At 74.9% G+C, this 23,691-nt stretch carries 1 protein-coding gene; it reads left to right on the top strand.

The annotated features are described in order from the left end of the window. Positions 1-135 precede the first annotated feature (135 nt). A complete protein-coding gene (locus OG295_RS00520; RefSeq protein ID WP_371674950.1) occupies positions 136-23,631 on the top strand; it encodes a type I polyketide synthase in 23,496 nt (7,831 codons plus the stop codon). Positions 23,632-23,691: the final 60 nt, after the last annotated feature.

The raw sequence follows: 23,691 nt of genomic DNA, 5'->3' as shown, positions 1-23,691 counted from the left end.
TCCGCCGCGTCCGCCGGGGTCCTCCGGTTCATCACATCGCGAATCGTCACGGGGTTTCCCCGGTATGCCCGCACGCCGGAACGCGCTGCGGAACCAGCAAATTGGCATGAGTTCAACGGGTCGATGGAGCACATTATGCGCGAGTCTGTTTCGATGCCGGACGAATCCGGGACCAGCACGCACGACGTGATCGTGGTGATCGGATCGGCGCACCGGCCGCCGGACGGGACCGGAGACCGCCGGGCGTTCGACGCGGAATTCCTCGCGGATGCCACCGGAGGCCCGTTGGACCCCCGCCTCACCGGGGCACTGCCCCACGGTCCCGCCGCGGCGGAGGTGTGGTGGCAGGCGCTGGAGGACGCCGGCGTCGTCCTGGCGGCGGAGCCCGCCCCGGGTACCGCCGCCTTCCTCGCCGTGCCCGACGCGGACGCCCTCCCGCAGGACGGCGACGCGGCCGCCGCCGTCCGCGCCGTCCTGCGGACCGCCCCCGGCGCCGACCCGGAGGTCCGGCGCGTCCCCTCGGGCGCCGACGCGCTGCGGGCGGCCCACGACAGTCTCCGCCGGGGAGAGAGCGCCCTGGCCCTGGCGGCGGGGCCGGACGTCCTGCTCCCCGACACCCCGTCCGGGGCCACCGCACCCGCGGACACGGAGTCCGGCGCCGCCGGGTCCGGGGCCACCGGGCCGGAGGGCGCCGGTGCCGTGGGCGGCTCCTCCGGCGGCTACGGGGCCGTCCTGCTGAAGACCCTCGCGCGGGCCCTCGCCGACGGCGACCGGGTACGCGCCGTACTCTCCGCCGACGGACGGCTCACCGCCCCCGGCCCCGCCCTCGCGGCGCACGGCGGAGACACCGGGCGGGCCGGCACCGAGGCCGCCCCCGCCGAACGGCCGCTGCCCTGGATCCTCTCCGCCGCCGGCCCCGAGGCGCTGCGCGCCCAGGCCGGGCGGCTGCACGCCCACCTCACCGCCCACCCCGGCCTCGACCCCGCCGCCGTGGGCCGCGCCCTCGCCGTGACCCGGCACCGCTTCCCGCACCGCGCCGTCGTCCTCGGCGAGAACACCGCACAGCTCCTCGACGCACTGGCCACCCTGGCCCGGGGCGGCTTCGCGGCCGAGGTCGTCCGCGGCAGCGCCGGCCCCGCCGCCACCGGTCCCACCGCGTTCGTCTTCCCCGGCGTCGGCTCCCAGTGGCCGGGCATGGCCGTCGAACTCCTCGACTCCTCACCGCAGTTCCGCGCCGCCGCCCTGGAGTGCCAGGAGGCCCTGGCCCCGTTCACCGGCTGGCTGCTCACCGACGTGCTGCGCGGCGGGCCCGGCGCCCCGGACCTCGACACCCCCGACGTCAGCATGCCCGCCACCTTCGCCGTCCAGGTCGCCCTCGCCCGGACCTGGCTGGCCTACGGAGCCCGACCCGCGGCGTTCGCGGGGCACAGCATCGGGGACATCGCGGCCGCCCACCTGTCCGGCGCGCTGACCCTCCCGGACGCCGCCCGGGTCATCACCTCCTGGGGCGACGGCCTGGCCGAACTCGTCGCACACGGCGGAGACATGCTCGCCGTGACCCTGCCGGGCCGGCGGATGGCCGACCGCCTGCGGCCCTGGGAGGGCAGGCTCGACGTAGCCGCGTACAACGGCCCCGAATCCGTCGTCGTCTCCGGCGACACCGACGCCGTGCGCGAGCTGCGCCAGGCACTGGAGGCGGACGGCGTCCGCTGCCGGCGCGTCGCCGTCGGAGCCGCCGCCCACTCGTCCCACGTCGAGGCCCTCCGCGACCGGATGACCGCCGAACTCGCCGCCATCGCCCCCCGAGCCACCCACACCCCGTTCTACTCCTCCTCCACCGGCGGCATCGTCGACGGCCGCACCCTGGACGCCGATTACTGGTTCGAGGCCCTGCGCCGCCCGGTACGGTTCGAACAGACCACGCACGCGCTGCTCGCCGACGGCCACCAGGCCCTCATCGAGGTCAACCCCCACGCGTCCCTCACCGCGGCGATGCAGGAGACGGCCTCCGCCGCCGGACGGCAACCCGTCACCGTCAGTACCCTCCGCCGCGACCAGGGCGGCCCGCGCCGGTTCCGTACCGCCCTCGCGGAGGCCTACGTACAGGGTGTGCACATCGACTGGGAGCAGGCGTTCCCCGGTGCCCCGGCCGGCCGGCTGCCGCTGCCGACCTACCCCTTCCGGCGGCCCGGTGCCGCCGAGGGCGGTCCCGCGCTGTCCGAGCGGCTGCGCACCCTGCCCGAGGCCGAACGCGAGCGCACCGTCGGCGCACTCGTCCGCTCCGTCACCGCCGCACTGCTCGGCCTGCCCGACCCGGCGGCGGTCGGCGCCGGACACGCCTTCCGGGACCTGGGCCTGGACTCCGTCACCGCCATCGAACTGCGCAACCGGCTGAACGAGGCGACCGGCCTCGCGCTGCCCCACACGGTCGTCTTCGACCACCCCACCCCGCGTTCGCTGACCGGCCGCATCGTCGCGGACGCCCTCGGCACCCGGGACGAGGCCGCCGACGACACCACCACGGCCGCCTGGGACGAGCCCGTCGCCATCGTGGCCATGAGCTGCCGCCTGCCCGGCGGCATCGACACCCCCGAAGCCCTCTGGCAGCTGCTCACCGAGGGCGGCGACGCCGTGTCCGCCCTGCCCGCCGACCGAGGCTGGGACGTCGAAGGCCTCTACGACCCGGAGCCCGGCCGGCCGGGCCGCTACTACCAGCGCGAGGCGGCGCTGCTCCACGGGGCCGCCGACTTCGATCCGGAGTTCTTCGGGATCTCCCCGCGCGAGGCCCTCGCCATGGACCCCCAGCAGCGGCTCCTCCTGGAGACCGGCTGGGAGGTCCTCGAACGCGCCGGCATCGACCCCGGCACGCTGCGCGGCACCCGCACCGGCACCTTCGTCGGAGCCATGACCCAGGACTACGGCCCCCGGCTGTACGAGGCGCCCGAGGACGTCAGCGGCTACCTGCTGACCGGCAACACCGCCAGCGTCGCCTCGGGCCGCCTCGCCTACACCTTCGGGTTCGAGGGTCCCGCCGTCACGGTGGACACCGCCTGCTCGTCCTCGCTGGTCGCGCTGCACCTGGCCGTCCAGTCGCTGCGCACCGGCGAGTGCTCGCTGGCCCTGGCGGGCGGAGTCACCGTCCTGCCGTCGGCCGGCGCGTTCATCGAGTTCAGCAAGCAGCGCGCGCTGGCCCCGGACGGGCGGTCCAAGGCCTTCTCCGCCGACGCCGACGGGTTCGGCCTCGCCGAGGGCACCGGCATGGTCCTGCTGGAGCGCCTCTCGGACGCCCGCCGCAACGGTCACCGGGTGCTGGCCGTCGTACGGGGCTCCGCGATCAACCAGGACGGCGCGTCCAACGGGCTCACCGCGCCCAGCGGTCCGGCGCAGCAGCGGGTCATCCGGCAGGCGCTGGCCAACGCGGGCCTGTCGGCCACCGACGTCGACGTGGTGGAGGCGCACGGCACCGGAACGCGCCTCGGCGACCCGATCGAAGCGCAGGCGCTGCTGGCCACGTACGGCCAGGACCGGCCCGAGGACCGGCCCCTGTGGCTCGGCTCGCTGAAGTCGAACATCGGCCACACCCAGGCCGCTGCGGGCATCGCGGGCGTGCTGAAAATGGTCCTGGCCCTCCAGCACGGCGTCCTGCCCAAGACCCTGCACGCCGAGGTGCCGTCCCCCCACATCGACTGGGCCGGCGGCCGGGTACGGCTGCTCGGCGAGGCGGCCGACTGGCCCGGGACCGGCCGGCCGCGCCGCTCCGGCGTGTCCTCGTTCGGGATCAGCGGCACCAACGCGCACGCCATCATCGAGGAGGCCCCGGACGCCCGCGAGACCGCCGGCGCCCCCAATGCGGACGGCCCCGCCGACGCCCTCGCCGCGGAAGCCCCCGCCGGCGCCCCCGCCCCGGAGTCTGCGGTGGAGCCCGCCGCGGAGCCCGCCGGCGGCGCGACCGCCGTGCCGTGGACCCTGTCGGCCCACACCCCCGAAGCGCTCGCCGCCCGGGCCCGTGCCCTCCTCGCGCACACCCTGGCCCACCCCGGCACGGCCCCCGCCGACACGGGCCACTCGCTCGCCACCACCCGCGCGGCGTTCGCACACCGCGCAGTCGTCGTCGGCACCACCGAAGCGGAACTGACCGAAGGACTGAAGGCTCTGGCGGAGGGCGGCTCCACACCCCGCGCCGTCCAGGGCACCGCCGCCGAGGGCCGCCGCGTCGTGTTCGTCTTCCCCGGCCAGGGCTCCCAGTGGGCCGGCATGGCCGTCGACCTCCTCGACGGCTCGGCCGTCTTCCGCGAGCGGCTGCGCGCCTGCGGCGAGGCCCTGGCCCCGTACGTGGACTGGTCCCTGGAGGACGTACTGCGCGGGGCACCCGGCGCGCCCGCCCTGGACAGCGCCGACGACGTCGTCCAGCCCGCGCTGTGGGCCGTCATGGTCTCGCTCGCCGAACTGTGGCGCTCCTTCGGCGTCGAACCCGCGGCCGTCATCGGCCACTCCCAGGGCGAGATCGCCGCGGCCGCCGTGTCCGGCGCCCTCGGCCTCGACGACGCCGCGCGCGTCGTCGCCCTCCGCAGCCGCCTGCTGAGCCGCCTCGCCGGACTCGGCGGCATGGTGTCCGTACCCGAACCCCTCGCCGACGTCACCCGGCGCCTGGAGGCCTGGGACGACAGGCTCGGCATCGCCGCCGTCAACGGACCCCGCTCCATCGTCGTCTCCGGCGACGCGGACGCCCTCGACGAACTGCTCACCGCCTGCACCGCCGACGGGGTCCGGGCCAAGCGGGTCCCCGTCGACTACGCCTCGCACTCCTCCCACGTGGAGATCATCGAGGCCGAACTCGCCGCGGCACTCGCCGGCATCACCCCGCAGACCCCGCGGATCCCCTTCTGCTCCACCGTCACCGGCGAGGTCGTCGACGGCGCGGACCTCGGCGCCGACTACTGGTACACCAACCTCCGCACCACCGTCCGCTTCGAGCCCGCCGTCCGCCGCCTCATGGAGGACGGCCACGACGTCTTCGTCGAGTGCAGCCCGCACCCCGTGCTCGCCGTCGGTCTCCAGGAGACCGCCGAGGCGGCCGGAGCCACCGCCGACGTCGTGCCCTCGCTGCGCCGCGGAGACGGCGGCCCCGTCCGCTTCCTGACCTCGCTCGCGGACGCTTACGTCCACGGCGTGCCCACCGACTGGTCCGCCGCCTTCGCCGGACTGCGCCCCCGTACCGTGGACCTGCCCACCTACCCCTTCCAGCGCCGCCGCTTCTGGCTCGACGCCGCCGCCCCGGCCGCCCCCGCAGGCGCCGCCGCCGGCCACGGCCAGGAGGAGGCCCGCTTCTGGGAAGCCGTGGAGAACGCCGACGTACAGGCCCTGACCAGTTCGCTGGACCTGGCCCCCGACGCCTCCCTCGACAGCATGGTCGGCCGGCTCGCGCACTGGCGGCGCCGCACCACCGAGAGCGCGCTCATCGACAGCTGGCGCTACCGCGTCACCTGGACGCCCACCGCCACCCAGGCCCAGCGCGGCAACCGGACCCCGCTGACCGGCACCTGGCTGCTCGTCACCACCGCCGCCCAGGAGGGCGGCGCCGACGCCACCGCCGTCCACGACGCCCTCACCGCCCGGGGCGCCCGCGTCGAACGGGTCGTCCTCGACCCGGCCACCGACGGCGACCGGGAGACCGTCGCCCGGCTGCTGACCGACCGCCTCGGCGAGGCCGGGCAGGAGCCCGACGGCGTCAGCGGCGTGCTCTCCCTGCTCGCGGGGACCGCGAGGACCCCCGGGACGGCCGAGGAAGCCGAGACCGCCCCGGGCACCGGCACCGGCACCGGGACCGCCCCCCGGGTGCTGCCCGCCCTCGCCGCCACCCTCGCCCTCGTCCAGGCCCTCGGCGACACCGGGATCGGCGCCCCCCTCTGGTGCGCCACCTCCGGCGCCGTCACCACCGGACCCGCCGACCCGCCGCGCCACCCCGAGCAGGCCCAGCTGTGGGGCCTGGGCCGGGTCGTCGGCGCGGAGTCCCCCCAGCGCTGGGGCGGCCTCGTCGACCTCCCCGAAACCCTCGACGAGCGCACCCTCGAACACCTCACCGGACTCCTCGCCGACCCCGACGGCGAGGACGAGATCGCCGTCCGCGCCACCGGCACCCTCGCCCGCCGCCTCGTCCGCGCGGACACGGACACGACCGCCCCCACACCCGACCACGTCCTGGCACGTCCGCACGGCACGATCCTGATCACCGGCGGCACCGGCACCCTCGGCGCCCACGTCGCCCGCTGGCTCGCCCGCTCAGGAGCCGCCCACCTCGTCCTCACCAGCCGCAGCGGCCCCGCCGCCCCCGGCGCCCCCGAACTCCGCGACGAACTCACCGCCCTCGGCACCCGCACCACCATCGCCACCTGCGACGTCACCGACCGCGACGACCTCGGCCGGCTCCTGGCCTCGCTGCCCGGCGAACACCCCCTCACCGGCGTCATCCACGCCGCCGGCGTCCTCGACGACGGCGTCCTCGACGCCATGACCACCGAGCGCCTCGAACACGTCCTGCGCCCCAAGGTCGACGCCGCGCTCCACCTGCACGACCTCACGGCCGGCCTCGACCTGGACTTCTTCGTCCTCTTCTCCTCCATCGCCGGCGTCGTCGGCAACGGCGGCCAGGGCGGGTACGCCGCGGGCAACGCCTTCCTGGACGCCCTCGCCCACCAGCGACGCGCCCAGGGACTCCCCGCCACCGCCATCGCCTGGGGCTCCTGGGGCAGTGGCCGCATGATGGGAGACCTCGCCGAACAACACCTCACCCGGCGCGGCATCCTCCCCATGCCCGCCGACCTCGGCATCGCCGCCCTGCGCCGGGCCATGGAACACGACGACACGGCCGTCACCCTCGCCGACATCGACTGGGACCGCTTCGTCCCCGCCTTCGCGATCAGCGGCGACTACCCGCTGCTGCGCCGCCTCCCCGAGGCACGGCGCGTCCTCGACGCCGCCGGGACCCCCGCCACCCCCGGTGCCGCCCCCGGCGGCCCGGCCCTGGCCCAGCGGCTGACCGGCCTGTCCGACACCGAACAGCTCCGGGCCGTCGTCGAACTCGTCCGCACCCAGGCCGCCACCGTCCTCGGTCACGCCGGCGCCGACGCCGTACCACCCCGACGTGCCTTCCGCGACACCGGATTCGACTCCCTCACCGCGATCGAGCTGCGCAACCGGCTCGCCGGCGCCACCGGGATGCGCCTGCCCACCACCGTCGTCTTCGACTACCCCAACCCGACGGAACTCGCCGGATACCTCCACGCCCGGATATCGGGAAGCCCGCGGGCCGCCGGACACGACGACGGCCACCCCGGCGCACCGCTCGTCCCGCCCTCCGACGACGAGCCGATCGCCATCGTCGCGATGAGCTGCCGCTTCCCGGGAGGAGTCACCTCCCCCGAAGGGCTGTGGGAGATCCTCACCGAGGGCAGGGACGTCCTCTCCGGATTCCCCGAGAACCGCGGCTGGCCGCTCGACACCCTCTACCACCCCGACCCCGAGAACCCCGGAACCACCTACGCCCGCGAAGGCGGCTTCCTCTACGACGCGGGCGACTTCGACGCCGGATTCTTCGGGATCTCCCCGCGCGAGGCCCTCGCCATGGACCCCCAGCAGCGGCTGCTGCTCGAAGTCACCTGGGAAGCCTTCGAACGCGCGGGCATCGACCCCGCCACCCTCAAGGGCAGCCGGTCCGGAGTCTTCATCGGCTCCAACGGACAGGACTACGCCTCCGGCCTGCGCAAGGCCCCCGAGGGCGTCGAGGGCTACCTGCTCACCGGCCGGGCCGCCAGTGTCGTCTCCGGCCGCCTCGCCTACACCTTCGGCCTCGAAGGCCCGGCGCTGACCGTCGACACGGCCTGCTCGTCGTCCCTGGTCGCCCTCCACCTGGCCGTCCAGTCGCTGCGCCTCGGCGAATGCGAACTGGCCCTCGCCGGCGGTGTCACCGTCATGTCCAACCCCGGCATCTTCGTCGAGTTCAGCCGCCAGCGCGGCCTGGCAGCCGACGGCCGCTGCAAGGCGTTCGCCGCGTCGGCCGACGGCACCGGCTGGGGCGAGGGCACCGGCATGCTCCTCCTCGAACGCCTCTCCGACGCCCGCCGCAACGGCCACCGGGTACTGGCCGTCGTACGGGGCTCCGCGATCAACCAGGACGGCGCGTCCAACGGGCTCACCGCCCCGAACGGACCCGCGCAGCAGCGGGTCATCCGGCAGGCACTGGCCAACGCGGGCCTGTCGGCCACCGACGTCGACGTGGTGGAGGCGCACGGCACCGGCACCCGGCTCGGCGACCCGATCGAAGCCCAGGCACTGCTGGCCACGTACGGCCAGGACCGGCCCGACGGCCGACCGCTGCTGCTGGGCTCGCTCAAGTCGAACATCGGCCACACCCAGGCCGCCGCCGGTGTCGCGGGCGTCATGAAGCTGGTGCTGTCCCTCCAGCACGGGCAACTCCCCGCGACCCTGCACGTGGACGCGCCGACCCCGCACGTCGACTGGACCGCGGGCTCGGTCGAGCTCCTGACCGAGCCTACGACCTGGCCCGATGACCACGAACACGTCCGCCGGGGCGGCGTCTCGGCCTTCGGCGTGAGCGGCACCAACGCCCACGTCATCGTCGAGCAGGCCCCCGAAGCGGCCCCGGAGCCCGAAGACACCGACACGGCAGCCGCCCCGGCCACGCCGATGGCGGCCGTGCCCTGGCTCCTCTCCGCGAAGGACGCCACCGCTCTGCGCGTGCAGGCCGACCGGCTGCGCGCCCACCTGGCCGCCCACCCGGAGGCCGGCCCCGCCGACATCGGCCTTTCGCTCGCGACGGGCCGGTCGGCCCTCCAGCGGCGCGCCGCCGTCGTGGGCACCGACCGCGACGAACTGCTGCGCGGGCTGGCCGCCCTCGCCGACGGACTCTCCACCGGGACCTCGTCCCACGTCATCACCGGCGCCACCGACTCCGCAGGCGACGACGAGGGCGCCCGGACGGCGTTCCTGTTCTCGGGGCAGGGGAGTCAGCGGCCGGGGATGGGGCGTGATCTGTACGAGGCCTTCCCGGTGTTCGCGGACGCGTTCGACGCGGTGTGTGCCCATGTGGACCAGCACCTCGAACGTCCCCTGGCGGGTGTGGTGTTCGGCGAGGACGCGGAGTTGTTGGACCGGACCGGTTATGCGCAGCCGGCGTTGTTCGCGGTCGAGGTGGCGTTGTTCCGGCTGGTGGAGTCCTGGGGCGTCCGGCCCGATTTCCTGGCCGGGCACTCGGTGGGCGAGTTCGCGGCGGCGCACGTGGCGGGCGTGTTCTCGCTGGAGGACGCGGCGGCTCTGGTGGCCGCTCGTGGCCGGCTGATGCAGGCGCTCCCGCCCGGCGGGGTGATGGTCGCGGTGCAGGCCTCGGAGGAAGAGGTACGGGACCTGCTGGCCGGGTTCGAGGACCGTGCGGGAATCGCCGCGGTCAACGGCCCCTCCGCCGTGGTGGTTTCGGGCGCACAGGACGCCGTCGCGGCGGTCGTCGAACGCCTCGCGGCCGACGGGCGCAAGACGAAGGCGCTCTCCGTCTCGCACGCCTTCCACTCCCCGCTGATGGACCCGATGCTCGCCGAGTTCCGGACCGTCGTGGACGGTGTTTCCTTCGGAGCGCCGCGCGTGCCGGTCGTCTCCACCCTCACCGGCCGTCCGGTGCCGGCAGAGGAGTTCTGCTCCGTCGAGTACTGGGTGCGCCACGTCCGCGAGGCGGTCCGTTTCGGCGACGCGGTCACCTCCCTCGCCGATCTGGGCGTCCGTACCTTCCTGGAGGTCGGACCCGGCGGTGTCCTGACCGCGATGGTCCAGGACTCCCTGGACGGGCACGCGGTCACCGTCCCGCTCCTGCGCGCCGACCGCGCCGAGGCGACGGCCGTCACGACCGCCCTCGCCCACCTCCACGTCCACGGCACGCCCGTCGACTGGACCGCCGTCTTCGCCGGACGCGGCGCCCGGCCCGTAGACCTCCCCACCTACGCCTTCCAGCGCGAGCACTACTGGCTCCACGTCCCCGCCACCGCCGACGTCGCCGCGATCGGTGTCGCCGATACCGAACACCCCATGCTGGGTGCCACCGTCGTGCTCCCGGACGGCGCCATCGTGCTGACGGGCCGGCTCTCGCTCGCCACGCACCCCTGGATCGCGGACCACGCGGTCTCCGGCGTCGTGCTCGTCCCCGGTACGGCCTTCGTGGAGCTGGCACTGCGGGCCGGGCAGGAAGCCGGCTGCGAGCAGGTCGAGGAGCTGACCCTGGAGGCCCCGCTCGTCCTGCCCGAGCACGGCGGGGTCCAGCTCCGCCTCACAGTCGGGACACGGGACGCCTCCGGACGCTGCGCACTGGAGCTGTACTCCCGGCCGGAGGACGCCCCCGGGGCGCGTGACTGGACGCGTCACGCGGCCGGCACCCTCTCCGCCGAGCCGCCGGCGCCCGCCTCGTCCGAACTCGCCGCGTGGCCGCCGCAGGGCGCCGAACCGGTCGCCACCGACGACCTGTACGACCTGCTCGACGGCCTCGGCTTCGGCTACGGCCCGGTCTTCCGAGGCCTGAAGGAGGCCTGGCGCCAGGGCGACACCCTGTACGCGGCCGCCTCCCTCCCGGAGCAGTCGGTGCCGGACGCGAGCACGTACGGGCTGCACCCGGCCCTCCTCGACGCGGGGCTCCACGCCTCGTGGCTCGGTCTGCTGTCCGGGTCCGAGACGGGCCACGGTCTGCTGCCGTTCTCCTGGAGCGCGGTGCACCTGCGGGCCGCCGGCGCGTCCGCGGTACGGATCAAGCTGGCCGCCGCCGGGACGGACGCGGTGTCGGTCCTCGTCGCCGACGGTTCGGGCCGCCCGCTCGCGACGATCGGCGCACTCGTCCTGCGCCCGGTCTCCGCCGACCGGCTGCGGCTGGCCGCGGAGCCCCGCGACGACTCCCTCTACCGGCTCGACTGGACCCCGGCCCACACGCCGGCGGACGCACCCGTCCCCGAGTACGACGTGGCGACGCCGGGCCGTCCGGGCCCCGGAGGCGGCGCCCCGGCGGAGGACACGGCCGCCCGCGTACGGACAACGAGCCACCGGGCACTCGCCCTGATCCAGGGACGGCTCGCCGACGACGCCGCCGACCCGGCGCCGCTCGTGCTGGTCACCCGGCACGCCGTCGCGACGCACGCGGGGGAGCGCGGAGCGCTCGACCCGGCCCAGGCCGCCGTCTGGGGCATGGTCCGATCGGCGCAGTCGGAGAACCCGGGACGCTTCGTCCTGCTCGACCTGGACCCGGACCTGGATCCGGACGGGGACCTCGGCCGCGTTGCCGTACGGGCCGCCGTGAGCACGGGCGAGCCGCAGCTCGCGGTGCGCGCCGGAAGGATTCTGCTGCCCCGCCTGACGCGGGCGAAGGGCGCCGCGGAGGAGGGGGACGCGGCGGCCGACCCGGGCCGGACGTTCCCGGACGGAGGGACCGTCCTCGTCACGGGGGCGACCGGCACGCTGGGCCGTCTCGTCGCCCGCCACCTCGTCACCCGGCACGGCGTCCGGCACCTGCTGCTCACCGGACGCCGGGGCCCCACCGCCGAAGGAGCGGCGGCCTTCGAGGCCGAACTGACCGGACTCGGCGCCCACGTCGTCACCGCCGCGTGCGACGTCGCCGACCGCGAGGCGCTCGCCGCACTGCTCGCCACGATCCCCGCGGAGCACCCGCTGACGGGAGTGGTGCACGCGGCGGGCGTCACCGACGACGGGATCGTCCCCGCGCTCACCCCGGAGCGCGTCGACCACGTGCTCCGCCCGAAGGTCGACGCCGCACTGAACCTGCACGAACTCACCCGCGACACGGACCTGTCCGCGTTCGTCCTCTTCTCCTCGGTGTCCGCGACCCTCGGCGGCGCCGGACAGGCCAACTACGCCGCCGCGAACTCCTTCCTGGACGCCCTGGCCCAGCTGCGCCGCGCGGCCGGCCTGCCCGCCGTGTCCATGGCCTGGGGGCTGTGGGCCGAGGGCAGCGGGATGACCGGCAGGCTGGACTCGGCCGACCTCGCGCGCATCCGGCGCATGGGCCTGGTCGCCATGGACTCGGCCACGGGCCTGGCCCTGTTCGACGCCGCCTGCGCGGCCGGGGACGACGTCCTCTTCCCGGTCCCGCTGGACCACGCCGGGCTGCGGGTCCAGGCCGCCGACGACAAGGTGCCCGCCCTGCTGCGCGGTCTCGTCAAGGCCCCGGTCCGCAAGGCCCAGGCCGCGGGCGACACCACCGCCACGGGGGCGGCCGACCGGGCCACCGCACTGGCCGCGAGCCTGTACGGGCTTCCCGAGGCGGAGCAGGACCGCGTCCTCGGTGACCTGGTACGCCTCCAGATCGCCACGGTGCTCGGCCACGCCTCACCGGAGCGGATCGAACCCGAGCGCCAGTTCAGGGACCTCGGCTTCGACTCGCTCACCGCAGTCGAACTGCGCAACCTCCTGGGCGCCGTCACCGGCACCCGACTGCCCGCGACCCTGGTCTTCGACCACCCCACACCGCTGGCGCTCACCCGCTTCCTGCGCGCCGAGATCCTCGGCGGCGAAGCCGGTGCTGCCGGTGCGGCCGGCGACCGTACGGCGGCCGCCCCGGGCCGGCCGGGCGGCGGCTCCTCCGTCGAGGCTGATGAGCCGATCGCGATCGTGGGGATGAGCTGCCGTTATCCGGGTGGGGTGCGGTCTCCGGAGGATCTGTGGCGGCTGGTCGTGGAGGGGGGTGACGCGGTGGGTGGTTTCCCGGTCGATCGTGGGTGGGCGCTGGAGGCGTTGTACCACCCGGATCCGGATCATGCGGGGACGAGTTATGCGCGTGAGGGTGGGTTCCTGTATGACGCGGCGGAGTTCGATGCCGGGTTCTTCGGGATCTCGCCGCGTGAGGCGCTCGCGATGGATCCGCAGCAGCGGTTGTTGCTGGAGACCTCGTGGGAGGTGTTCGAGCGGGCCGGTATCGACCCGGCGTCGCTGCGGGGTTCGCGTACCGGGGTCTTCGCGGGCGTCATGTACCACGACTACGGATCGCGCCTGTCCGTCGTACCCGACGGATTCGAGGGATACCTGGTCAACGGGAGCGCGGGCAGCATCGCCTCGGGCCGGGTGGCTTACACCTTCGGTCTGGAGGGGCCGGCGGTGACGGTGGACACCGCGTGCTCCTCTTCCCTGGTCGCCCTGCACCTGGCGGCGCAGTCGCTGCGCCAGGGCGAGTGCTCGATGGCCCTGGTGGGCGGTGTGACGGTCATGGCGACCCCGAACGTCTTCGTGGAGTTCAGCCGTCAGCGCGGGCTGGCCGCCGACGGCCGTTGCAAGGCCTTCTCGGCCGCGGCCGACGGTACGGGCTGGGCCGAGGGCGTCGGCATGCTGCTGGTGGAACGTCTCTCGGACGCCCGCCGCAATGGCCACCGGGTGCTGGCGGTGGTCCGGGGCAGCGCGGTGAACCAGGACGGCGCGTCCAACGGCCTGACCGCCCCGAACGGGCCGGCGCAGCAGCGGGTCATCCGTCAGGCGCTGGCGCAGGCCGGCCTGTCGGCCTCCGATGTGGACGCGGTGGAGGCGCACGGCACGGGCACCACGCTCGGTGACCCGATCGAAGCCCAGGCCCTCCTCGCCACCTACGGTCAGGACCGGCCCGAGGGGCGGCCCCTGTGGCTGGGCTCGCTGAAGTCGAACATCGGTCACACCCAGGCCGCCGCCGGCGTGGCGGGTGTGATCAAGATGGTCGAGGCGATGCGGCACGGCGTCCTGCCCCGGACCCTGCACGCCGACGAGCCCTCGCCGCACGTCGACTGGTCGGCCGGCGCGGTCAAACTCCTCACCGAACCGGTGGAATGGGCGGAGCACGGACGGCCGCGACGGGCGGGCGTCTCCTCCTTCGGCGTCAGCGGCACCAACGCGCACGTGGTCATCGAGCAGCCGGAGCAACCGCAGCCGCCGACCGGCGAGCCGGCGGCCTCGCCGGCTGAGGGTACGGCGACCACCGCCACGGCGGTCGCGTGGCCGCTGTCCGCCAAGGACCCGGCGGCCCTGCGCCGGCAGGCCGGACGCCTCCTGACGCACCTGACCGAACACCCGGACCTCGGCCCCGCCGACATCGGCCTGTCCCTTGCGTCCTCCAGAGCAGCACTGGACCTCCGGTCCGCGGTCGTCGGCACCGGCCGCGAAGAGCTGATGGCCGCCCTGGGTGCCCTCGCCGAGGGCCGCCCGGCGCCCGGCGCGCTCGTGCGCGGCGAGACGTCGACCGGCACGCCCGCGGGCGGACCCCGGACCGCGTTCCTGTTCTCGGGGCAGGGGAGCCAGCGGCTCGGAGCCGGACGCGAACTGTACGCGGCCTTCCCGGCCTTCGCCGAGGCCTTCGACGCCGCCTGCTCCGCACTCGACGCACACCTCGAACAGCCGGTCAAGGACGTGGTGTTCGGCGAGGACCCCGAACTCCTGCACCGGACGGCTCAGGCGCAGCCGGCGCTCTTCGCCGTCGAAGTGGCCCTGTTCCGGCTCGTGGAGTCGTGGGGCGTCCGTCCGGACTTCCTGGCGGGCCATTCGGTGGGCGAGTTCGCGGCGGCCCACGTGGCGGGCGTGCTCTCGCTCGAAGACGCCGCGGCGCTGGTGGCCGCGCGCGGGCGCCTCATGGAGGCGCTTCCCGACGGTGGAGCGATGGTGGCGGTACAGGCCTCGGAGGCCGAGGTACGGGACCTGCTGGCCGGGTACGAGGACCGTGCCGGCATCGCGGCGGTCAACGGCCCCTCCGCCGTGGTGGTTTCGGGTGACCGGGACGCGGTGGCGGCGGTCGTGGACCGTCTCGCGGCCGACGGCCGCAAGTCCAAGGCGCTCTCCGTGTCCCACGCCTTCCACTCCCCGCTGATGGACCCGATGCTCGCCGAGTTCCGGGCCGTCGTGGACGGTGTTTCCTTCGGAGCGCCGCGCCTGCCGCTCGTCTCCACCCTCACCGGCGCTCCGGCCACGGCGGAAGAGCTCTCCTCGACCGACTACTGGGTGCGCCACGTCCGCGAGGCCGTCCGCTTCGCCGACGCGGTGACCTGCCTCGCCGGCCTGGGCGTCCGTACCTTCCTGGAGGTCGGTCCGGGCGGTGTCCTGACGGCCATGGCCCAGGATTCCCTCGACGAGCAAGCGGTCACGGTTCCGCTCCTGCGGGCCGACCGCGCCGAGGACCTGGCCGTCACCACCGCCCTCGCCCACCTCCACGTCCACGGCGTACCCGTCGATTGGACGGCCGTCTACGCCGGGCGAAGCACCCGCAGTGTCGAACTGCCCACCTACGCCTTCCAGTACGAGCACTTCTGGCTCGACGCGCCCACCGCCCCCGGCGATGTCGCCGCGGCCGGCCTGACCGCCGCCGGACACGCCCTGTTCGGCGCGGCGGCCCTGCTGCCGGACGGCGCCGGCTCGCTGCTGACCGGTCGGCTGTCGCTGGCCACGCACCCCTGGCTGGCGGACCACGCGGTCTCCGGTGTGACGCTGCTGCCCGGAACCGCCTTCCTGGAGATGGCCGTACGGGCCGGCGACGAGCTCGACTGCGGTCGCGTCGACGAACTCACCCTGGCGGCGCCCCTGGTGCTCCCGGACCACGGTGCGGTCCAGGTACGGGTGGTGGTCGGAGCCGCCGACGAGGCGGACCGGCGTACGGTGCGGATCTACTCGCGTGCCGATGCGATCGACGGGGCCGCCGCGGAGCTGCCCTGGACCCGTCACGCCACGGGCTTCCTCGTCCCCGACACCGGCGCGACGTACGCGCCCGACGTCCCGGGCACGCCGGGGACGGCCGGGGCATGGCCGCCGGCCGACACCACCGCCGTCGACATCCACGACTGCTACGGGCGGCTGGCCGACGCCGGCTTCGCGTACGGGCCCGTGTTCCAGGGCCTGCGCGCGGTGTGGCGGCGGGGGGAGGACGAGCTCTTCGCCGAGGTCGGGCTGCCCGACGACACCTCCGTCGACGGGTTCGCCGTGCATCCCGCCCTCCTCGACGCCGCGCTGCACGCCATGATCGTGGGCGACTTCCCCGCGGCCGGGCACGACGGACGGTTGCCGTTCGCCTGGAGCGGTGTGAGCGTGCACGGAACCGGCGCCGAGACGCTGCGGGTCCGTCTGACCCGTGCCGGCTCCGCGGCGGACTCGGTCTGCCTGGAGGTCACCGACGGTCTGGGCCGGCCCGTGGCATCGGTCGACTCACTGACGCTGCGGGCGGTGACACCCGGGCAACTCGCCGAAGCGAGTGGTGGGCAGGGGGCTTCGACGCTCCGGGATTCACTCTTCCGGGTGGACTGGGAGCGCTGCGATCCGGCCCCGGGTGCGGAGCCCGTGGACGTGGTGGTGCGCGCGAGCCTGCCGGCTCCGGACGGGGCGCAGGCCCCGACGCCGCAGGCGGTGGCCGTCGTGGTCCCGGGCGACACCGACGGCAGTGCGGACACATCGGCCGCCGCAACCGCGCAGCGGGTGCTGGCCCTGCTCCAGGAGTGGCTGGCGGAACCCCGCTTCGCCGCATCGCGCCTGGTCATCGTGACGCGAGGGGCGGTGAACACCGGCACCGAAGCCGCCGGCGTGGACGCGGCGCAGGCCTCGGTATGGGGACTGGTGCGCTCGGCGCAGTCGGAGAACCCCGGCCGGTTCGTGCTGGTGGACGTCACGGGCGACACCGACACCGACACGGACGCCCTCGCCACCGCCCCGCTCGTCGCCGCGGTGGCCTCGGGCGAGCCTCAGGTGGCGGTCCGGGACGGCGCGCTGCTCGCTCCGCGGCTGACCCGGGTCGACGCCACGTCCACCGAACCTCCCGCCGATGCCGATGCCGATGCCGATGCCGACGGCACGGGTCGCCGTCCCGCCTTCTCGGCCGGCGGAACGGTCCTGGTGACCGGAGCCTCCGGTGCGCTGGGGCGCCTCGTCGCACGCCACCTGGTCACCGAGTACGGGGTGCGGCACCTGCTGCTGGCGAGCCGGCGGGGCCCGGACGCCGAGGGCGCGGCGGAGTTCGCCGAGGAGCTGGCGACGCTGGGCGCCGAGGCACGGACCGTCCGCTGCGACGTGGCGGACCGCACGGCGCTGGCCGAGCTGCTGGCGTCGGTACCGGCCGACCGGCCGCTGACCGGAGTGGTCCACGCTGCGGGCGTCACCGATGACGGGATCGTCCCCGCGCTCACCCCCGAGCGCGTCGACCGCGTCTTCCGCCCCAAGGCCGATGCCGCCCTCAACCTGCACGAGCTGACCCGCGACGCCGACCTCACCGCCTTCGTCCTCTTCTCCTCCGCCGCGGGCACCCTCGGCAGCGCGGGACAGGCCAACTACGCCGCCGCGAACTCCTACCTCGACGCCCTGGCCGAAGCCCGTCAGGCCGCCGGGCTGCCCGCCGTGTCGATCGCCTGGGGCCTGTGGGCGGAGACCAGCGCGCTCACGGCCGACCTGGCCGCCGCGGACCGGCGCAGGATCAGCCGGTCGGGGCTGATCGCGCTGGAGGCACAGGAGGGCCTCGCGCTGTTCGACGCCGCCTGCCGCTCCGCCCTCGCCACGGTGGTCCCCGTCCGCCTGGACACCACCGCGCTCCGGGCACAGGCCCGCGCCGGCGCCCTGCCCCCGCTGTTCCGGCAGCTCGTACGGGGCTCCGTACGGCGTACGCTGCACGACGCGCGGCAGAACGCGACGGGTTCCTCACCGGCCGACCGCATCGCGGCCCTGCCGCCCGCCGAGCGGTACGACGTCGTCCTCGGCATCGTCCGGACCCAGGCGGCCGCGGTGCTCGGCCACGCATCCGTCCGGTCGGTCGCGGTGGACCGGCAGTTCAGGGACCTCGGTTTCGACTCGCTCACCGCCGTCGAACTCCGCAACTCCCTCAACACGGCCACCGGCCTGCGGCTGCCCGCGACCCTCGTCTTCGACCACCCCACGCCCGAGGCGCTCACCCGCCACCTGCTCACCGAACTCGTCGGCACGCGGCCCGGAGCCCCGGAACACGCTCCGGCACCGGTCGTTTCCGCTGATGAGCCGATCGCGATCGTGGGGATGAGCTGCCGTTATCCGGGTGGGGTGCGGTCTCCGGAGGATCTGTGGCGGCTGGTCGTGGAGGGGGGTGACGCGGTGGGTGGTTTCCCTGTTGATCGTGGGTGGGCGCTGGAGGCGTTGTACCACCCGGATCCGGATCATGCGGGGACGAGTTATGCGCGTGAGGGTGGGTTCCTGTATGACGCGGCGGAGTTCGATGCCGGGTTCTTCGGGATCTCGCCGCGTGAGGCGCTCGCGATGGATCCGCAGCAGCGGTTGTTGCTGGAGACCTCGTGGGAGGTGTTCGAGCGGGCCGGTATCGACCCGGCGTCGCTGCGGGGTTCGCGTACCGGGGTCTTCGCGGGCGTCATGTACCACGACTACGGCTCACAGTCGGGCGGAGCCGTACCCGAGGGCCTCGAAGGGCACTTGGGCATGGGTACGTCCGGCAGCGTGGCCTCGGGCCGGCTCTCCTACACCTTCGGTCTGGAGGGGCCGGCGGTGACGGTGGACACCGCGTGCTCCTCTTCCCTGGTCGCCCTGCACCTGGCGGCGCAGTCGCTGCGCCAGGGCGAGTGCTCGATGGCCCTGGTCGGCGGTGTGACCGTCATGGCGACCCCCAACACCTTCGTGGAGTTCAGCCGTCAGCGCGGGCTGGCCGCCGACGGCCGTTGCAAGGCCTTCTCGGCCGCGGCCGACGGTACGGGCTGGGCCGAGGGCGTCGGCATGCTGCTGGTGGAACGTCTCTCGGACGCCCGCCGCAATGGCCACCGGGTGCTGGCGGTGGTCCGGGGCAGCGCGGTGAACCAGGACGGCGCGTCGAACGGGCTGACCGCCCCGAACGGGCCGGCGCAGCAGCGGGTCATCCGTCAGGCGCTGGCGCAGGCCGGCCTGTCGGCCTCCGATGTGGACGCGGTGGAGGCGCACGGCACGGGCACCACGCTCGGTGACCCGATCGAAGCCCAGGCCCTCCTCGCCACCTACGGTCAGGACCGGCCCGAGGGGCGGCCCCTGTGGCTGGGCTCGCTGAAGTCGAACATCGGTCACACCCAGGCCGCCGCCGGCGTGGCGGGTGTGATCAAGATGGTCGAGGCGATGCGGCACGGCGTCCTGCCCCGGACCCTGCACGCCGACGAGCCCTCGCCGCACGTCGACTGGTCGGCCGGCGCGGTCAAACTCCTCACCGAACCGGTGGAATGGGCCGAGCACGGACGCCCCCGGCGGTCCGCCGTCTCCTCCTTCGGCGTCAGCGGCACCAACGCACACGTCGTACTGGAACACGTGCCGAGCACGGAGCAGACTGAGGACGCCGAGGACGCAACGGCGCCCGGCGCCGTCCCGTGGATGCTCTCCGCCAAGGACGAGGTGTCCCTGCGCGCCCAGGCCCAGCGCCTCGTTTCCCACCTCGACGCACACCCCGCCCTGGGCGTCGCCGAGGTCGGCCGGTCGCTCGCCACGTCGCGTACGGCGATGGAACTGCGCGCGGTGGTCGTCGGCACCCGGCGCGCGGAGCTGCTGGAGGGCCTGAGGGCCCTCGCCAGCGGTCGACCGGCAGCCGGGGTCGTACAGGGCGGAGGGGAGTCCGGGACGGCCGCCGGCGGCAGCCGGACGGCGTTCCTGTTCTCGGGGCAGGGGAGTCAGCGGCTGGGGATGGGGCGTGATCTGTACGCGGCCTTCCCGGTGTTCGCGGAGGCCTTCGACGCGGTGTGCGCGGCCTTGGACGGGCATCTCGAACGCCCCCTGGCGGACGTGGTGTTCGGCGAGGACGCGGAGTTGTTGGACCGGACCGGTTATGCGCAGCCGGCGTTGTTCGCGGTCGAGGTGGCGCTGTTCCGGCTCGTGGAGTCCTGGGGTGTCCGGCCGGACCTCCTGGCCGGGCATTCGGTGGGTGAGTTCGCCGCCGCCCATGTGGCGGGTGTGTTCTCGCTCGAAGACGCGGCGGTCCTGGTGGCTGCGCGCGGCCGGCTGATGCAGGCCCTCCCGGCCGGCGGGGTGATGGTCGCGGTGCAGGCCTCGGAGGACGAGGTGCGCAACCTCCTCTCCGGACAGGCAGGCCACGCGGACATCGCCGCCGTCAACGGCCCCTCGTCCGTGGTGGTTTCGGGCGCGCAGGACGCGGTGGCGGCGGTCGTGGACCGGCTGTCGGCCGACGGCCGCAAGACGAAGGCGCTGACCGTCTCCCACGCCTTCCACTCGCCGCTGATGGACCCGATGCTCGACGAGTTCCGCACGGCGGTGGAGGGGGTCGTTTTCGGCACCCCGGTGCTCCCCGTCGTGTCGACGCTCACCGGCCGTCCGGTGACAGGGGAGGAGTTCTGCTCCGTCGACTACTGGGTGCGCCACGTCCGCGAGGCGGTCCGCTTCGCGGACGCGGTCACCTCCCTCGCGGCGGAAGGGGCTGGCACCTTCCTGGAGATCGGCCCGGGCGGTGTCCTGACGGCCATGGCCCAGGACTCCCTGGACGAGCACGCGGTGACCGTCCCCCTCCTGCGGGCCGACCGCGCCGAGGACCTGGCCGTCACCACCGCCCTCGCCCACCTCCACGTCCACGGCGTACCCGTCGACTGGACCGCCGTCTTCGCCGGACAGGACACCCGGCCCGTAGACCTCCCCACCTACGCCTTCCACCGCCGCCGCTACTGGCTCACCCCGGGTTCCCCCTCCGGCGACGTGGCCTCCGCGGGGCTCGTGGCGGCCGAGCACCCCCTGCTGGGCGCCGCCGTCGCCCTCGCGGACGGGGAGGGCGCCCTGCTGACGGGGCGGCTGTCGACGGCCACGCACCCGTGGCTCAGCGATCACACGGTCATGGACACGATCCTGCTGCCGGGCACCGCCCTGGTCGACCTCGCACTGCGCGCCGCCGAAGAGGTGGGTTGCGACCGCGTGGACGAGCTGACCCTCGGCGCCCCGCTCGTCCTGCGCGAGCGAGCCGCCGTACGCCTCCAGGCCGTCGTCGGCGGCCCGGACGCGACCGGGCACCGCACCGTCAACGTCTACTCGCGTCCCGAGAGCGCCGACGCCGCCGAGCCGTGGACCTGCCACGCCACCGGTGTCGTGTCCGTGGACGCGAGGCCACAGGCCCCGGAAGGGCAGCCGCAGGACCTCGCGGTATGGCCCGCCCCCGGGGCCGACCGCCTGGACACCGGCGGAGCGTACGAGCGGCTGGCCGGCCTCGGCTTCGGCTACGGACCGGCGTTCCAGGGCCTGCACGCCCTGTGGCGGCGCGGCGACGAGGTGTTCGCCGAAGTACGGCTGCCCGACGGCACGGAAACGGGCGGCTTCGGGATCCACCCGGCGCTGCTCGACTCGGCCCTCCACGCGATCGGCCTCGGCGGCCTGCTGCCCGACGCCGGACACGGACGGATCCCGTTCGCCTGGAGCGGGGTGACGGTGCACGCCACCGGCGCCACGGCCCTGCGGGTCAGGATCACTCCGGCCGGAGCGGACGCGGTGGCCCTGCTGGCGACCGACGCGGCGGGCCGGCCCGTGGCCTCGGTCGACTCCCTGGTGCTGCGCCCCGTCTCGGCGGAGCAACTCGACCGGGCCGGCCGCGAGCACGGACCGCACGACTCCCTCTACCGCGTCGACTGGACCCCCCTTCCCCGTACCCCGGAGGACCCCGTGAGCGAACCGGGCGAGCAGTGGACCCTCATCGGCGGCGACGACGGTCTGCGCGCCGCGCTGGAGGACTCCGGCATGAACGTCTCGTACCGCCCCGGTCCGGACGGCGCGGCGGCGCTGCCGGGAGTCGTGCTCGCGGCCGTCGACGTGCACCCGGACGGCGACCACCCGGTGGCGCACGCCCAGGAGACCGTGCACCGGACACTGGAACTCCTCCAGCAGTGGCTGTCCGACGACCGGAACGCCGGGACCCGGCTGGTCGTCCTCACCGGCAACGCCGTCGTCGCCAAGGACCGGGACCAGGAGGACCGGGACAAGGAGGTCGACCCGGCGCAGGCCGCGATCTGGGGCCTGGTGCGCTCGGCGCAGTCGGAGAACCCCGGCCGGTTCGTCCTGGTCGACCTGGACCGCGACGCCGCCTCCGTACGGGCGCTGCCCGCACTGCTGGCCTCGGGCGAGGAACAGTTCGCCGTACGCGGCGGGTCGGTACTCGTGCCACGGCTGGCACGGGCCGAGACCCCGGCCTCCCTCGGCGGACCGACCCCGGCGTTCACCGCCGCCGGCACGGTGCTGGTCACCGGCGCCTCGGGCCTGCTGGGGCGCCACGTCGCACGGCACCTGGTCACCGGCCACGGCGTGCGCGACCTGCTGCTCGTCAGCCGGAGCGGCGCCCGGGCGGCGGGCATGGCCGAACTGGAGGCGGAACTCGCCGAACGGGGGGCCCGGGTCACCGTGGCCGCCTGCGACGTCGCCGACCGCGACGCGCTGTCGCGGCTGCTGGCGGAGGTACCCGCCGAACACCCCCTGACCGGGGTGGTGCACGTGGCCGGAGTGACCGACGACGGCATCGTCACCGGCCTGACCGCGGAGCGGATCGACCGGGTGTTCCGGCCCAAGGTCGACGCGGCCCTGCACCTGGACGAACTCACCCGGGACATGGAACTGTCCGCGTTCGTCCTCTTCTCCTCCGCCGCCGGGGTCTTCGGCGCGGCGGGCCAGGGCAACTACGCCGCCGCCAACTCCTTCCTGGACGCCCTCGCCCAGCAGCGCCGTGCGGCGGGCCTGCCCGCCGTATCGCTGGCCTGGGGGCTGTGGGCGGAGAGCAGCGGGATCACCGGCGCGCTGAGCGACGCGGACCGCGGCCGGATGGCCCGCAGCGGGGTGCTGCCCCTGGCCACCGACGAGGCCCTCGGCCTCTTCGACGCCGCGACGGCCCAGACCCAGAGCACGGTGGTGCCCGTACGGCTGAACCAGGCGGAACTGCGCGGTCAGGCCGCGGCCGGCACACTGCCGGCCCTGCTCACCTCGCTCGTCCGGGTTCCGTCCCGGCGGACGGCCGCGGGCCCGGACGGGTACGGAGCCTCGCCGACCGGTACGGAGGCCGGGGCTGCCGGGGCCGGACAGCGGGAGCTGTCGGCGCGTCTGGCCGGTCTCACCGAGGCCGAACAGCGCAAGGTGCTGCTCGACCTGGTGTGCGAGCACGTCGCCGCGGTCCTCGACCTCGCGTCGCCCCGGGCGGTCCGGCCCGGTCAGGCCCTGCGGGACCTCGGGTTCGACTCCTTGACCGCGGTCGAGTTCCGCAACCGGCTGGGCAAGGACACCGGGCTGCGGCTGCCTCCCACGCTCGTCTTCGACTACCCGACCCCGGCCGAACTCGTCGAGTACCTCAAGACCGAGGCGGCCCCGCCCGCCCCGGGCATCGCCGGGATGCTCGCCGAACTCGACCGGATCGAAACGGCGTTGCGGAACACGGCGGCGGCCGGCGGGGAAGGCGGCGACGCCATCACCTCGCGCCTGAGGGACCTGCTCGACCAGTGGGCCGCGACCACCGGCACGGCGGCAGGGGGCACGGCCGAAGGGGGCACGGCCGAAGGAGGTGCCGCGCGGGAAGCGTCGCGGACCTCGGACGCCACCGGCCCCGTGGACGCGGCGGACGGACTCCACGCCGCCACGGACGACGAGATGTTCGACTTCATCGGCAAGGAATTCGGAATCTCCTGAACCGCGGAGTTGGCGGCGACCCGCCACGCACAGCCCATCTGCCGACTTCCGGCCCCACCG

It is taken from the genome of Streptomyces sp. NBC_01276 (assembly GCF_041435355.1).
GTDB lineage: Bacteria > Actinomycetota > Actinomycetes > Streptomycetales > Streptomycetaceae > Streptomyces.
Note: the sequence above shows the minus strand (reverse complement) of the source record. Positions and strands in the feature narration are given on the sequence as shown.